Raw genomic sequence first — 16,296 nt, 5'->3', positions numbered from 1 at the left:
ACTGAAGTCGCTAGCGTGTGGCCAGCTGACGCGGAAACTCCGGAGGCAGGAAATCGCGATCGGGGTCGTAGTTCGGCTTGAGGAAATCACAAAGAGCCCGCAGGGCTTGCGGCGACAAGGTGCCTACCGACTGATGGAGGCGCAGGGTATCGAGAATGTAGTCGTAACGGCTGTTATTGTACTCGCGAACCGCGTTGTAGAGCTGTCGCTGCGCCTCGAGCACGTCAACGATATTACGTGTGCCGATCTGGAACCCCAGCTGCGACGCCAGCACCGCGCCCTGGTTGGAGATGATCGACTGGCGTCGCGCCTGGATCTTCTCGACGCTGCTGTTGAGACTACGATGCAGATTGCGGGTGTTCTCCACCACTTGGCGCCGCAGGTTGTCGTTAAGCGACTCGCGTTGACTCATGCGTTGATAGGCTTCGCGAACCTGCGAGCTGGTCTGCCCGCCGTTGAATAACGGAATGTCGAATTGCAGACCCACCGAGCGCTGTTCAGCGTTGCCGCCATAGCCACCGCCCTGAACCCCGCTGTTGCCAAAGCCGAGGTTGTCGTTGTCGCCAATCTGGTAGCGCATCACTGCATCCAGGGTCGGCGCATGCCCAGCCTTGCGTGCGTTCAGCGTTTGCTGCGCCACCTGCAAGGCCTGTTCGCTGACCCGTAGCGAAATGTTCTGCTGCATAGCGCTATCAACCCAGCGCCGAGCTTCATTGGGCACGGGTAACTGGATTGGCATGTCATGCCGCACCCCCTGGACTGCGGTGTACTGCTGATGTGTCAAGGTATCGAGGGCTTCAAACGCATTGTCCACGTCCTGCTGTGCAACAATGCGATTGGCCCGGGCACTGTCATGACTGGCCTGAGCCTGCAGCACATCGGTACGGTCAGCCAAGCCCAGTTGCAAGCCCTTCTCTGCCAGGTCCAGCTGACGCTTGAGGGCGGCTTCCTCGGCCTTGCCGGCAGCGAGTCCGTCCTGGGCTTTAAGCAGGCCGAAATACACCTGGGCGCTGTCGAGTATCAGTTTCTGTTCGGCTATCTCCAATTCCAGCAGCGCCTGCTGGTGTTGGGACTCGGCAGCCTTGAGGTTGAACCAGCGATCGACGCGCAATACGGGCTGGTTAAGTAGCAACTGGTAGCTGCTGCCACTACGCCCGATGTCCTGCTGCGGTTGTTGCAAGGTCGTTGTTCGGTCGTTGAGCTCGGCACTGGCCGACAGCGTGGGCAACAAGCCGGCACGGGCTTGAGGCACGGCCTCAGCCCGTGCTGCCTGGTCAGCGCGGGCCGCTGCCAGCTCGGAATTGTTCTGTCGAGCATCTTGGTACACCCGCCAGAGATCGCTGGGAGTGGCCGCAGGTGGAAAGTCCCGAGGTGCGCTGGCCGCCGGTTCAGTCTGCAGCAGGAGGGCGAGCAACCAGGCAATAGGCGCCCGCTGTCGCGAAATAGTTTTTTTGAGCATGGACTGGGTAACTTCTACAAGAGGAATGATTCAAGCTGAAGGTGGGAGGCAGGAGGCGCGTTGCGCCCCTCCTGCTGTTTCTCGTGTTACCTCAAGACATCGAAGGCACCAGTGCCCCATGTGCGGCCTGGCGGTTTTGCAGCAAATATTCGCGGGCACCGCCGGTGTCGGCGAACGCGGCCATTGCGCCGCTTAACTTGGTCAGGCTGGGACTGGTTGCGCTCTCTACTGACTCCGGCTGCTGGTTGGCCCAGGCCAGCTCGAACAGGGCATTTGTATCGGCCCCTACACGGGTAAAGCCCGCGACCAGATGATCAATACTGATCACCGCCCCGGAACCTTTCAGCTCGATTTGCAAGTGCCGGTGCGTCGCCGCCTGGCTGCCAAATACCTTGCGTACGACCAAGGTAGTGCCTCCCGCCCAGTCAGTCAGCATCAGATCGTCATCATGGCGGCTGACGAGGAGCTTTTCCCCATCGGTTGCCGGTATGATCAATCGGTCCAGGGCCTGGTCCGGGTCATCGTTATCAATGACGACTGTGCGGTAGTGCGACCACATTTCCGGGCTGAGGCGGTAGGTATCGCCGTTGGCCCCCCCATGCAGCACGACACTGTCGACACCGTCAATCAGTGGCGGCTGCAGATCATCCTGGCTACCACGCAGGCCGTCGCCCCGCAGCAACAACGACGAACCAACGCGCTCGACAGAGGTGTAATGGCCGAGCCTCTTCGGATTACCCGCCCAGACATGGTACAACCCCTGGTCTGTCTGGCTGTATACATAGGCTGCTCTCTGCCCAACAGCGGTTCCGACGAAACGCAAATCTTCCGCAACCGGGAGACCTTTGCCAGAGAACAATTGTCCACTGCTGACGTCGAACCACCCTTGCCCGTCTTGCCCCTGCAAAGTCAGCACACCCGTAGCCCGCCACTGACTGGCGAGCTCGCTGAGTGCCTGGGGCAAACGATCACGGTTATCTTGCTGCCAGCCGTTGTCGACCGCCACCAGCTGCAATTCACCCTTGTTGTTCCGCAGCAAAATCTCGCCTTTGACGGTGGTCAGGCGTAATCCCGCGTCATTGAGCTCTGCCGCCTTGAGATGCAGATTCGGCACCAGCTCACTGGCGGCGGGCAGTTGCGCCGACACCTCGAGTACCTCGTCAGTGCCAAACACACCAGCAAGCGCTGCGGGGGTCAAAGGAGGTTGGCGATAGAGCTTGCCACTTGCCGGATCGAAAATCCGCGCAGCGCTGCCGTCCGCTTCAAACCCCAGAAACTGCAAGGGCTTGCCTTGCAGCGGGGCGGATGCCACCACCACCTGCCCGTTGTGGTACCACACGGGCAACACGCTCTTGGCGTCACTGCCCTTGACGCCAAACACGGCCAGGGTTGCACTGCGGCCAGCGACACTGGCCAGGTCTTGCCACCAGGTTATACGCCCTTTAAGCCAATGTTCGTTGACAGCTTCGTAGCTGCGCTGACCCTTGGCATCGACCCTGGCCAGGCGGCCATCCTCGGTCAGGAGGACCAGAACTCCGTTCAAGTCGATTACATTCGCCAGCGCTGGGGTTGTCACCCGCAATGCTGTCGGGCGGGTGGAGTCGAGCACCGCCTGCCCTGGCCCCTCCTGGCGGAACAGGACCTTCTGCGCCTTGCTGTAGAAAAAGAACACCTCCTTGCCATCGAGACCAGGCATGCTGCCCGCCAACACCAGATCGGCGGGAACAGGCCAGGCGCTACGACTTGTTTCGTGCGCTTCGAAACGCAGGGTTGTGTCCCCGGGTGGCGCCAGATTCGGTTTGATCACGGCGCCATCGCTGGTTCGTATCCAATAGCGGTGTGCTACGCCAACCGCATCGGTGCCAAATACCGTCAACAACGCCGCAGGGGTTGGCTCGATCAATCGCGCGCCCAACCCATACACTGGGGTGCCGCGCTGCACGCCATTGCTCGCGTAGCCATTGAGCATGGTTTTTACCGCGTCGCCATATTGGCCAGTGGCCGCCGAGAGCTGTAATAGCGCCTCATCACCCACCGCGCTGACCAGCTCCATGCGGTCGCTCTGGATCCGGTAGCTCAGCTCGGCCTCACTGCCATCTTTGAGCAAATGGCGGCGCGTCAGGTAGACCGCATCCCCCTCTTGCCATAACCGGCTGATGTTGCCCGCGCTCTGGTTGAACCATGGATCGAACTGCGCATCGATCCTGCCACTGGCGATGTCCACCCGCCACGCCGCGGCGTTCTCGGCGTCAAAAAAATAAGCATAGTCGCCACTAACGGCCCCCAACTGAGCATGCCTGGCCTGCTCAATATCACTGTTGGTGAACAGCATGCGATCCTTGGCGACGTCATAGAACGCCCGGCCGACATTTCGTCCCTCGTGGCTGTAATTCTCCACCACAACGTACTGACCTTGCAGCTGATGAGCCTTGGCCAAGTCGCGCAAGTGCTGCTCGATACGATGACCTGACACCTGCCATTTACTGGCGTCCTCCACCAGCACCCGGGTCGTCATGCCGGTGAAATCGACTTCCCGCACCTCTTTCTTGGCATTGACCACCAGTATGCGACCGTTCTGTGCCGGGTCGAGTTCGACCACAACACCACCGACCACCAACTGTTGGTTCGACACGCTGATGCTATCACTGGCAAGCTGGCTGCTATCGATGATCCAGCGCGAGGGCATGCTGCCTGTTTCGCTGGTGAGCTTGACCCGCACGCCTTCATTCAAACCGATTACGTATTCGCCCCCTGTGCCCTTGATCTCGTAGCGCAGGAAGCTGTGCAGCTCATTGGGCAGCTCGGGTACTACCAGTTGCCGGTTACGCTGATCGAGCAGCACTTCGACCGGCGTATCGACGTACTCTTGATGAATCTTGCGGATCGTGTACTCGCCCGGAAAGAGGTAGAAGTCGTAGTCAAAGCGTCTGTCTTGCTCAAGCCGACGAATCACATCAAAGCCGCCGTCATGGCGGTTGGTGGTGCCGGGAAGTGTCTCGTATTCGTAACTGATATAGGACTTGGGTGTACCAGGCAGAATAACTACCCTGGTATCGCTGTGAGCGAGCGGATGGTGGCTCCCATAGCCGATGCCACTGCGCACCTCGACCGCCTGACTGCGATCGCGGACCATCACCGGCATGTCGCCACTCCAAAAGAAGTAGTTGATTGCTCCAGAACCGGTAGCACCGTGATGCGTGCGGTAGATGTACTGACTGTCGAATTCGATTTGACCGTTGCGCAGGTCGACGGCCTTCACTACCGCCCCGGCAAGAGGGACTAGTACCTGTTTCTGCTCGTCATAGCGATAACCGAGACCTTTGTATGCGCTGTCGAGCGCATCAAAGTAGCGGCCTACCGCCTGGGCGTCCACAGCCACCTCACCATATGCCTGTGCCAGTGCGGTAAAGCCGACCGCAAGCCCACCCAGGACCACAGCACAGCCACCGAGCATGGCTGCGGCGGTGGAGGCACCGATCAGGCCGGCGCTGAGTCCCGCAATGCTGGTCACTAAGCTTGCCGAGTCGAAGGCGAGCTGAGTGCCGAACACAGCCTTTTGCATATCGTTTTCGGCGTGGGCCAGCTCAAACCCATCAAAGCCAACCATCGCTGCCCCCAACAGGACGCCAGCGCCTTCATTGGCGGTGCGCCCCAGCGTTGTGGCAAAGTCCTGGAGAGTGGCTTCAGCGGCTACCGCTTCGCCGCGCAGTGCCGTGCGGACCAGCTCGGTGACCTTGGCCACGTCCTGAATGGTGCCGTGCCCCATCTGGATAAAGTTGATGTAGCTGTGCACTTTGAGCGCAGTAGCAAGATCAGGCGCCGCCCCACCGCTCGCAGCGTTTTTGCGGCTCCTATCGGCAAACCACTGGATCAGCGCCTGCACCGCAAAGCCTGCGTTCAAACCGTCCACCGGTGCGGCCTCACCGACCTCGCCCTTAGGCCGAAGCTGGCCATGTTCGAGGGTAAAATGCTGACTCAGCACCTGCAGATTTTCGTCGACGAAGCGCCGAAACTCGATAAAGGTGGCATCTTCGGTAGCCAACCAGCGGGTTTGCTCGGATTGGTCACGGTTTATGAATTGAACCCGATAGCCGCCACTTTCCAGTTTTTCAGTATTGGCGATGATCGGCATCCACTGACTGCCCAACTGGTGCTCCAGAGCCAGTCGAGTACAGGCATCGTCGAAGCGCGTACCCCACTGTTCAGCATCAAAGGTTGCCAACGCGGCCCCTAGACGCAGGTCGTCGCTGAAGCGCTGCTGGGCGTCCACTGCCTTTTCAACCTGGTGCCGTTGACCGATGACGTCCGCCAGCTCCTCAGGACGGGACAAATCAGCGACATTCAGTCCACTGCCCACTGACACCTTGGCCATTTTGCCGGTATCGATCTCGATCAGGTTGAAGGCCGGCTCCGATTTGCTGCCAAACGAGCCATAGTGTGCCGCCATTTTTCGCCCCACCAGGTGTTGCTTCATAGCCTCGGACAAGGCCTGGGTGGTGTCGAAGGCAAAAACCCCCACGTTCGGGTCGTAGAAGTAATAGCGCCGGCCTTCGGTAGTCACTGTGGCCCCCACCATCATCGAATGGTTCTGGGTATTGAGGGCAAACATCGAGGTGCCGATGCTGGCGGCCAGCCGCGACACCACCTCGGACAACTTGAACTGTCCCAGTGCACTAGAGGCCTGGACAGCTTCATCATTGGGGCGCAACCTGACCAGGCTGTTCTTGAGCAACGTCGCGCTGCCAGACTCAGGATCGGCACAGGCCAAAAACAGCTTATTTACCAAACTGTCGACAGCGACTTCGCCGCCGCTGGCCAAGGCCACGGCCATCGCCCTGACCAAGGGGTAGCAGCGACCACCAAATCGGTCGCTGGCCAGCGTCAGGTAAAACTCCTGCGGCACCAGCCGGTCAAACACACTCCCCGCTCGATGAAAGTCTTCGCTGAATTCAGCGGTCCGACGCAGAACGTTATCAAGGTACTCAGCCTGACTCGCTTCGGTGATGCGAGCACTCAGGGCACCACGCTGTTGCGGGGTGAGCTTGCCGTCGAGAAACAGACACTTCATCTCCACGCTTGACATTCTAGTGTCCAGCCCGGGAATACTGATCTGGCGAAAATTGCGCAAGCCATCGGTGAACGAAGTACCACGCTGAAAAGCCTCGGCATTAGCGTAGGACTCGCCCACATTACCCGTACCTTCCCCCCCCCCGGCCTGGAGGGTCATATCGTCGGTGCGCACTACTGCAGCGGTACCGTACTTGGCCTTGATCTGCTGCCAGAGCCAGGTCTTTTCGACTGAGAGGGCTTCACGCAATACGGGTTCGAACTGCGCACTGTAATAGTCCAGCGTGAGGTTGAGCTGCTTAATTTGCTGGTCGATCAGACGCTTGTCTGGCGCACTGTACAGGTCTTGCTGAAGCTGGTTGCGCTTGACGGTCAGCTGTTCGATATCAGCGTGGACCTTGGCCTGGACCGCTTCACGCAGCCCGTTCCAGGCAGTGATTGCCGGATGCTCGGGAGAAAAGGCACCTTCCGTGTAGATACCGTCAGCCACCCCGTCGACCGATACCCCGAACTGCTTCGCGATTTTTTTCAGGTTCTGGTGAACTTGCTCACGGTAAGCGGCGAATTCAGCTTGATTACGCACTCCCACTTTGTCGGCGATCCGAATCATCAAAGGCTGCGCACCTTCGCGCAACTGCGGCCAGACCATCTGGCCTTGGCGCTGATACTCCTGGCTCTGCAGCACCAGCTGCCACTGACCATCACGGTATTGCATATATGCCGCGGCCAAACTCTCGGAGGTGCCAGCAACCTTATAATCCTTGTAGTCGATCGCCATCACCACGTTGTCGTACAGCAACGAACTGTTGACCCGGCTGTCGTGATAAACCCTGTAGGTGTCGGCGTCCAGGCTGGTCACCACCAACGAACCGCCTGACAAGGTCCCGGTAAAAAGGAAACTGGCTGCTGCCGCGTGTTTGGGAATGTCGACGTAGGCCGGCATCGCATTGGCCTGACCCGGTCCGTTGTAGCCGAGAAAATACGCTGGCACGCTGTCGACGCTGCTGCTGGCGAACTCTTTGGCGTTGTACTCGGTGTATTCAAGCTCATACTGGTTCGGCGCGACCTTCACCAACTGTACATTGCCTCGGGTCGGCAAGGGTCCCATTTTGACCAACACCTCGGCACTGAGGGTGTGGGTTTTGACAAACTCGACAGGGTCGGCCACAAATTGCTGAATGTCGGCACTGCCGTGGCGGAACTGGAGCGACGCTAGCCTCGTCTTTAGCCACAAATCCTTCGCTGCCTGCCCCATTAGCGCGGGCATCGGGCCAATACTGGTGAAGCGTGGCGGATGAAATTCTTCGGTGGCAGACAGCCCCTCATTAACGACGAGCAAGATGCGCGCCATCACCGCGTCATACAACTCACCCTGCAACGCTTGCTTGCTGCCTTCGATACGATAACGATCGAACATCTGCAGCATGTCCTTACCGATACTGCCCGGACCTTGCGGTTCATAACGCGCGGCAACATACAAGGTCTCAAAGAATGAGTGGTAGCCGTTACGGATCATGAAGGCCGCATTGGCCATCTGGAATTGCCAATATTGCTTGACACTCAGGACGCCGCCGAACAACTCCGGCAAGACATTGCTGACAGTCTGAGTAGTCCCGGAAATGCCGCCCACAAATGGGGTGTCCAGATCATTCATGTAGCGCGTGGCTGGATTGCCGGGATCTGGACGAAACTGGTTGTAACTGCGGTACTTATCGTCTTCCATCAGGTACGAACCATCATCACTCGACGGGCCTTCAGGGCTCGTATTTAAAATCAGATACGGGTCGGGTTGGTCCAGCCGATTGTTGATGATGACTTTATCGGCACCGCTCTCTGGCGTTAGTGCGGCGTGGGGATTGACGGGTACCGCAACCTTGGAAAAGCTATCGGCGACTGGGCGCAGGGCATGGAACAAGGTCTGTTTGCGCAGGCTCCGGCCGTCTTCGCTCGACAGCGCTGCCTCAACCTGCGGGCGCAGGGGCGCATCGGTATGCTCGAGGCCTTGGGGGCCGGCCAACAACAAGGTGAGCAACTTACTGTCCAGCGAAAGCTCGACCGCAACCGAATCGAAGACCTTGATTCTCGGGTTGCTGGGATGTTGTGCGGCATTGGCACTGTCAACTCGCTGGTGTTCAGCCTCGATCGCACGAATGCGCCATTGCTCGTACAACGGCTCCAGCAATAATTTGGCCTGGGCAATATCGTTTTGCAGGTAGCCACCTTTCAGGATCCTGGCTACGGTTGCGCCCTTGGCCAGGTTCGCCGCCAGTCTGAACAACACCTGATCACCGTCGCTGCCGTGCCAGACCGCGGCAGCGAAAGCCTGCTCCCACAGTACCTTGTTCAGGTTATTGCCCTTTATGTCACGCATACTGTCGCGGGTGTACTGCGGTGCCAACACGCCTGCTGGAGTGATGTGGTTGCGTTCGAGTAATCGCAGCAACTGCTGCTCAAATGTCTTACGCTCGCCGCTGCCTTCAAACAAGCGACTGTCTTTGATACCACCTTCACGTAGTTGCTCCAGCTTCTCGAAAAAAGCGCTGTTATAGGCATACAGCGCGTCGGTCTGCGACTTGCTCAAATGACTGCTGCTGACCTTGCCGTCATCAACGTTCATCAACCCAAAGGGAGTGGCCGACAGGTAGCGGTCGCCTTGGGGCATTTCAAGCAAATACTGGGTGGCCGCAAAACCTACCGAGCGTTCCAGCTCATGGATATTGACGAACAAACCATCACGGTCCGCGTTGTAACTGCTGTGACGAAACCCCTCCAAACCAATGGTCTGGAAGCTGCTGATATCCGCGTATTGATTGATCAGGTCGCTCAAGGCGCTCGGCAACGGAACCTCGCGGGTGGTAGTGGTAGTCAACGCCTGACCGGACACCTGGATGCCAATCTGGTTGGGTACCTTGCGGTCAACGTTGGTCAGCATCAGCTTGCGGCCATTGCTCAGCAACTGCACCTTGAAGCCTTCGCGCAAGCTGCTTTCCGACACCATATGGTTGGCGAAGTATTTCTCGACAAATTCGGTTCTTACCAGCACCGAGCGAATCGGCGCATGGGTCGGCGAGCGAAAGGAAGGAGGCTCGTTCTTGAGCCGGTATTGCTGCTGCCAGGCCAGGGAGCGTGCAGCGGTACCAAAGGAGAAGTTGAGTACCCCGTCTGTGGGTACAACCAGTCTGCCGCTTTCCAGGTAGAAATCCTTGAAACGACCATCCGTGCAGGGATTGACCAATGCGACATTCATACGGATGTAGCCAGGACGCTCCTCCATCATCAACAGTGAAATACTCACTGGCAGATCATCGGAGGCCTGAGGTGGCTTGATCAGTGCGCCAAGCGCCGCAGCTTCCTGTTCTGCAGGAGCCTTGAGCAAGGCGCTGTATCGAGTACTGACGTCTTTGTAAGCCTGTAGCTCGGAGAATAAAGTTACATAGCTTTGGCTGAAGGTGGAGCTGGCAATCTGTGTGCTCAGTTGCTGCTCAAGACGCTTGATCCGGATATCCAGCTTGTTCTGCTTGCCCCCCAGATTTTTCCTCAAGGTCAGCGCATCCAGGGACTTCGCGCCGCCAGGGTTGAGTATGGCCAGTGCCTTTTTCCAAGTACTGTCATAATGCGCAATGGCCGTCTGCTGGCGGCTGTACAACAGTATTTCACGATCAAGTTGCCGCTTGTAGACTCTGATTGCCGGCGTGGAGGGTAATGCATTCATCTGCTGGCGTCGTAGTTGCAGTATTTGCAGATGATCATCGACCGAGACAGGATTTTCCTGCATCTGAAAATGTTGGGCAGCCAACACGCTCAGAGTGCTCTGCTGTATTTCCAGTAAACGCTCACCTACCTGGCTGATGTAATCAGCCCGTTCAGCGGCGCTCATGTTGAACCATTCGCTTTGCCGACCTGCCGTTTGGATTTGCCGATCACTCAGTGTGTTGAGCAGGCGCGTGAAGTCCTTGGACATAAAAACCAATTGCAGTGTTCCTTTATCTGTTTTTGAGTAAAGCCTTTCGCGCCGCGAAAGGCTGTCTATCAGTACGGGTATCAGTGATTGGAAAGATGACTGCTTCGTGCGTCCTCCTGCTGCCAGTAGGTCGGAGACTCAATCCTTCATCTGCAAGGCCCATTGCCGGGCATACAACCCGTCCAGCGCGAGCAACTGTTCGTGGCTACCTTGCTCAAGAACCTGGCCTTGATCGATGACCAGGATTCGGTCGGCATGACGCAGCGTGTTGAGGCGATGTGCGACACTGATGACCGTGCGGCCCTGGGCGATTCGCTGCAGATTGGCCATCACCGCCGCCTCGGACTCGTAGTCCAGGGCACTGGTGGCCTCGTCCAGCAACAGGATTCCAGGGTTAGTCAACAGCGCTCGTGCCAGGGCTATGCGTTGACGCTGGCCACCTGAAAGCTGGCCGCCGCGCTCACCGACCTGGGTGTCGTAACCCTGGCTTAGCGCCTCAATAAAGGTCGCAGCACCGGCGAGGGTGGCCGCCTCGTGTACGTCGGCATCGCTGGCCTGGGGTCGGCACAGGCGAATGTTCTCGGCAATGCTGCCAGCGAACAGCACGCTTTCCTGCAGCACCACGCTCATGTTGCGACGCAGGGCCACCGGGTCGGCAATGGCCAGGTCGATGCCGTCCACCAACACCCGCCCGTGCTGCGGTACATAAAGGCGTTGCAGTAGTCGGGTCAGGGTCGACTTGCCCGAGCCGGAAGGCCCGGTAATACCGATGAATTCCCCTGGTTGTACGTCCAGGTTGAGGTTGCGCAGGATTTCCTGGCCATCTTCGTCATAGCGGAAACGCACGCCCTGGAAACTCACCGCGCCCTGCAGCGCCGGCACTGAGGCCAGACCGCCGCTACCGCTTTCACACTCGGTGTCGAGAATATCGCCCAGCCGGCGCAACGAGATCAGGGTGTGCTGGAAATCCTGCCAGACCTGGGCCAGGCGCAGAATCGGCTCCACCACATGGCCGGCCAGCATGTTGAAAGCCACCAGTTGGCCGGGCGTCAACTGCCCATCCATAACCAGCATCACGCCCCACCACAGCAGCAGCGCGGCGGTCAGCTTCTGAATCAGGCCAATACCCTGACCGGCCCAGATACCGACGATACGCGTGTGAAACGCCGCCCTCACATAAGCCGCCAACTGACGTTGCCACTGCTGCTGGAAACCGCCTTCGGTGGCGCCGGTCTTGATGGTTTCGATGCCCGTCACAGTCTCGGTGAGAAAGGCGGTGTTTGCCGCACTCAGTTCGTACTCGCGCAACGCCCGGCTGCGCAACAAGGGGCCCACGCACAGCCAAAACAGGAAGTACAGGACCAGGGAGCCGACCACCACCCATGTCAAGAGTGGTGCATAGCTGTACATCACCGCGATGAACAGGCTACAGAAGGCCAGATCCAGTACCAGAGTTAGCGCCGAACCGGTGAGAAACTGGCGAATCTGCTGCATCTCACCGACCCGGGCGATGATCTCGCCCGTTTGACGACGCTGGAAGTAGCTCAGCGGTAGCTGCACCAGATGCCGGTACAAGCGCGCGCACAATTCAGCGTTGATCTTGCTGGCCAAGTTGGAAAACAGCCAGGAGCGCAGGAGGCCAAACAGCGGTTCGAACAGCGCCAACGCCAGCAGGGCAATGCCCAATACTTGCAGGCTGGACATACCCCGGCTGACCAGCACCCGGTCGATGATGTTCTCAAACAGCAGCGGCGTGACCAGGGCCACCAACTGCAGCATCAGCGAGACCAGTAACACGCTACGAAACTGCCGTGCATGTTTGAGGATCGATGGCCAAAACCAGGCCACGCCGAAAACGGGCGCTTTCAATCCGGTGTGCTGTTCAGCCAGCAACAACACCTCGCCCTGCCACAGTTCAGCCAGCTCTTCACGGGGCAGAGCCTGACAGTGCCCCTCCAGCGGCCAGAACAGGTTGACCTGCCCTGGTTCGACGGCATTGAGCACCACCCACCCGCGCGCGGTCTCCAGCAAGGCGGGTAACGGCAGTTGTTCCAGGCGCTGGACGTTGCTGCGCACGGCCCTCGCCCGCAGCCCGGCCCAGCCGGCACAACGGCGCAAGTCGATACTGTCGGCCAGGCCCTCGACGCGGCCCAGGCGGTGATTCAGCTGCGCCGCCGTGATGGTCAGGTCAAAACGCCGTGCCGCCCAAGCCAGGGCCTCCAGGCCGGTATCCAGGGTGTTCGGTGTATCGTCGCCAGCGTGGATAGATGCAGTGCTCATATCAACGCTCCCGCAAGGCTTCGGACTGGTACTGCTGGATCGGGCTCAACAGGTAGTCAATCACCCGCCGATCTCCCGTGCGTATCTCGCCGGTCACGGTCATCCCTGCCTGGAAAGGCACCCAGCCCTGGTCCACGGCAATAGCGGCCTTTTCCAGGCGGATGCGCGTTGGGAACACCAAACCCTGCTGCTCATCCTTGATGGCATCACCAGACACATGCATAACGGTGCCGCGCAAGGTGCCGTAACGGGTATAGGGGAACGCATCAACCTTGATCTCCACTGGCTGACCGGCCCTGACGAAGCCCACATCCTTGTTCAACACCATGACTTCGGCGTCCAGCTCTACGCCCTCTGGCACAATCACCAGCAGTTGTTGCGCTGGCTGTACCGCACCGCCCAGGGTATGCACCGCCAGTTGTTGCACCACGCCATCAACCGGTGCCAACAACGTTTGCAGGCGCTGCTTGTCGCGCCCGCGGATCAGTTGCTGCTCGAGAATGGCAATGTCCTGTTGGGTGCGATGGCGCACGTCATGCTGCTCGCGTTGAGTCCTGGCCAGAAAACTGTCGCGCTGATCCTGCCGGTTGCGCGCCTCGGCCTTTAGCACCTGCAGTTCGGCATGCTGTTGGGCCAGCGCGCGCTCGACCTCCAACTGCTCCTTTTCCTGCTCCAATAGTTCAACCTGGGGCATCAGTTGCTGGGCCGCCATCGCCCGACGGGCATCAAGGCGCCGCCGGACATTGCTAGCCAACTTGCCCAAGGCGGCAATCTCCACACTGCGAGCCCGCTGGCCGGCCTGATTGATGGCCATTTCAGCATTCAGGCTGTCCAGGTTGGCGTTGATTTCTTTCCAGGTGCTTGCCAATTGCGCACGGGCTTGCAGCGATTGCTCCGGGCTCAGATCGGATGGCGGCAGATAGCTGCCAATCGGGTCATTGCTCAGCAGCGCCTGGGCCCTGGCCAGCTCCAGGCGTTTGAACGCCAGCTGAGCCCTCAGCTCGCTCAGCTCGGCATCGACACCAATCGGGTTCAACGCCACCAACACATCACCGGCCCTGACCCGTTGCCCGTCACGCACGTGGATTGCACGGACCTCACCCGCATCATGGGCCTGAATGATTTTGGTGTGGCTAGGCACTATCAACCGGCCAGAAGCACTGGCGTGAATGTCGAGAAAGCCGAGAATCGCCCACGCCAGCGCCAGTGCGATCGACAACATCAACACCATCGCCGTGCCACGCGCCCAAGGCGCTGGTGGTCGCTCGACAATCTCCAGATAACCGGGCTGGAACTCGTACTCGTCGCGACTGCGTTTGAGTGCGGCAGGCGCCTGGCACAACGCGCGCCAAGCCTGCCGGGGAATGCTCAACAATGACCAACGCATCATGCCTGCTCCTTGCGTAACGCACGTTGCAACGCCCATAGGCGTGCATAACAACCACCGTTGGCGAGTAACTCAATATGGGTGCCCGATTCACTGACCCGCCCCTGCTCGACGGCAACAATGCGTTGGCATTGGCGCACGGCCGACAATCGGTGAGCGATGATGATCACCGTGCGCCCCTCAGCGATCCGCGCCATGTTGCCCTGGATCAATGCTTGGGATTCGTCGTCCAGTGCACTGGTGGCCTCATCAAAAATCAGGATCCTTGGGTCGCCCATCAGTGCGCGGGCAATGGCGATGCGCTGGCGTTGGCCGCCAGACAGCGAACTGCCGGCTTCAGCCAGCACCGTGTCGTAGCCCAACGGCAGTTGCAGGATAAAGTCATGGGCACCCGCCAAGCGGGCTGCGGCGATAACGGCCTCCAGGGAGGCCGTTGGATGACGCAGGGCAATGTTCTGTCGCACGCTGCGGTTGAACAAATAGTTTTCCTGCAGCACCACACCAATCTGGCTGCGCAGCCACGCCGGCTCCAGTTGATGCAGGGGTAAACCATCCATCAGGATGCGTCCGGCATCAGGCGTATAGAGTTTTTGCAGCAAGCCGGTCAGCGTGCTTTTGCCAGAGCCGGACGGCCCGACGACTCCCAGGGTCTGGCCCGCGACGATGTGCAGGTCCAGCCCCTTGATCACAGGTTCCAGGTCGGGACGATAGCGGAACACCAACTGCTCGATGCGCACCTCGCCTCGTAACGGTTGTAGCGGGCGCTGCTGGCCGAGCATCTGCTCGACTGGCAGATTGAGCATATCGCCCAGTTTGTCCACCGATACCCGCACCTGGACAAATTGCTGCCAGACCTCGATCAACTTGGCCAGCGGTTGACTGACGTGAGACAGCATCATATTGAAAGCAATCAACTGGCCAATGCTCATCTCCAGGCCAATAACTTTGCTTGCGCCCCAGCAAATCACCCCTACCGCAGTGCACTTCTGCAGCAGGCTCACCGCCTGGCTGATTGAGCTGCCCAAGGTCTGGCTGGCGAAACCGGCCTCGACCATCTCGGCGGTCTGGGACTCCCAGCGCCGCTGCATCTGCGGCTCTACCGCCAGGCTCTTGATGGTCTCGGCACTGCTCACGGTTTCGTTGAGAAAAGCAGTGTTGCGGGCAGCACTCTGAAACTGACGCTCGATGCGTTTCTCCAGCGGTCCGGTGCTGATCCAGGCCAGCAGGACATACAGTGGAAGCGTGGCCATCACCAACAGAGTCAAGGGCCATGAAATCCAGGCCATGACCGCAAAAAACACCAGGGTGAAGACGACATCGATGCACAACGTCAGCAGTGAGCCCGTGAGGAACTCACGAATGCTATCCAGCTCCTGAACCCGGGTAATGATCGCGCCCACCTGGCGCTGCTTGAAATACAGCAGCGGCAACCCCAGCAGATGACGGAACAGTTTGATGCTAAGACCAATGTCGATGCGATTGGCGGTATGCGCCGAAAGGTATTCGCGCAAGCCTTTGAGCAAAACCTCGAAGATCCCCACCACGACCAGCGTCACGACCAGAACATCCAGGGTCGCCAGGGCCCGGTGCACCATGACCTTGTCCATCACTGCCTGGAAAAACAACGGTGTCGCCAGGGCCAGTATCTGCAATAGCAACGAACACAGCACCACCTCAGTCAATACCCGACGGTGACGTAGCAGCTCTGGAGCAAACCAGGACAGATCGAAACGCAGGCCTCCCTGACGAAGACGGATCACCTCCCCGCTCCACTGCTCGGCCAATTGCGCACGCTCGATCACATCGGGCGTGCTGGTCGAAGGCGACTGAATCAATGCCTGGGTATCAGACAGGCGTGCGAGTAGCAAGAAGTCGCCCGCCTGGGTGCGCCAGACCAAAGGTAATACCTTCGGCGTCAGCTTGCGCAACGACAAACGCTCGAGGCGCAGACTGACTCCGGCGCACTGACCGTAGTGCTTGACCGCACGGCGTACGTCAGTGCCAGTCATTTCCTGTTCAGGTTCCGGCACCCGCCCCTGGCACACTTGCAACAGCAGTCGGCAACTGGCAAGCGCTGCATGGACTTCGGTCGCTGTAGCAGAAAGAGGAAGCGCTCGCGTCGTCATACCGGAGCTCGCGATA

5 protein-coding genes are annotated in these 16,296 nt (G+C 59.2%); all 5 read right to left on the bottom strand.

Going from position 1 to position 16,296, the window contains the following annotated elements:
- Positions 1-10: 10 nt before the first annotated feature.
- Entirely contained in the window at positions 11-1,459 is a 1,449-nt protein-coding gene (locus tag KW846_RS28690) for a TolC family outer membrane protein (RefSeq protein WP_218486324.1), read from the bottom strand.
- 91 nt (positions 1,460-1,550) lie between these two features.
- Complete coding sequence (locus KW846_RS28685) at positions 1,551-10,487, bottom strand: TcdA/TcdB pore-forming domain-containing protein (protein ID WP_256356898.1); 8,937 nt, start codon at positions 10,485-10,487, stop codon at positions 1,551-1,553.
- Between the two features lie 138 nt (positions 10,488-10,625).
- Entirely contained in the window at positions 10,626-12,767 is a 2,142-nt protein-coding gene (locus KW846_RS28680; RefSeq protein ID WP_218486322.1) for a type I secretion system permease/ATPase, read from the bottom strand.
- A 1-nt stretch (position 12,768) separates the two neighbouring features.
- A complete protein-coding gene (locus tag KW846_RS28675) occupies positions 12,769-14,157 on the bottom strand; it encodes an HlyD family type I secretion periplasmic adaptor subunit (protein WP_218486321.1) in 1,389 nt (462 codons plus the stop codon).
- Positions 14,154-16,280, bottom strand: coding sequence for a type I secretion system permease/ATPase (locus KW846_RS28670; protein WP_218486320.1), 2,127 nt, complete (start codon positions 16,278-16,280; stop codon positions 14,154-14,156). The genes KW846_RS28675 and KW846_RS28670 overlap by 4 nt, the downstream gene beginning before the upstream one ends.
- Positions 16,281-16,296: the final 16 nt, after the last annotated feature.

The sequence above is a fragment of the Pseudomonas sp. PDM32 genome, assembly GCF_019219225.1.
In the GTDB taxonomy this organism is placed as follows: Bacteria; Pseudomonadota; Gammaproteobacteria; order Pseudomonadales; family Pseudomonadaceae; genus Aquipseudomonas; species Aquipseudomonas laurylsulfatiphila.
Note: the sequence above shows the minus strand (reverse complement) of the source record. Positions and strands in the feature narration are given on the sequence as shown.

Bases quoted from the DNA above. Each gene is read 5' to 3' on its own strand.
- KW846_RS28670 (WP_218486320.1), bottom strand. From the start codon at position 16,280: ATGACGACGCGAGCGCTTCCTCTTTCTGCTACAGCGACCGAAGTCCAT.
- KW846_RS28690 (WP_218486324.1), bottom strand. From the start codon at position 1,459: ATGCTCAAAAAAACTATTTCGCGACAGCGGGCGCCTATTGCCTGGTTG.
- KW846_RS28680 (WP_218486322.1), bottom strand. From the start codon at position 12,767: ATGAGCACTGCATCTATCCACGCTGGCGACGATACACCGAACACCCTG.
- KW846_RS28675 (WP_218486321.1), bottom strand. From the start codon at position 14,157: ATGATGCGTTGGTCATTGTTGAGCATTCCCCGGCAGGCTTGGCGCGCG.
- KW846_RS28685 (WP_256356898.1), bottom strand. From the start codon at position 10,487: ATGTCCAAGGACTTCACGCGCCTGCTCAACACACTGAGTGATCGGCAA.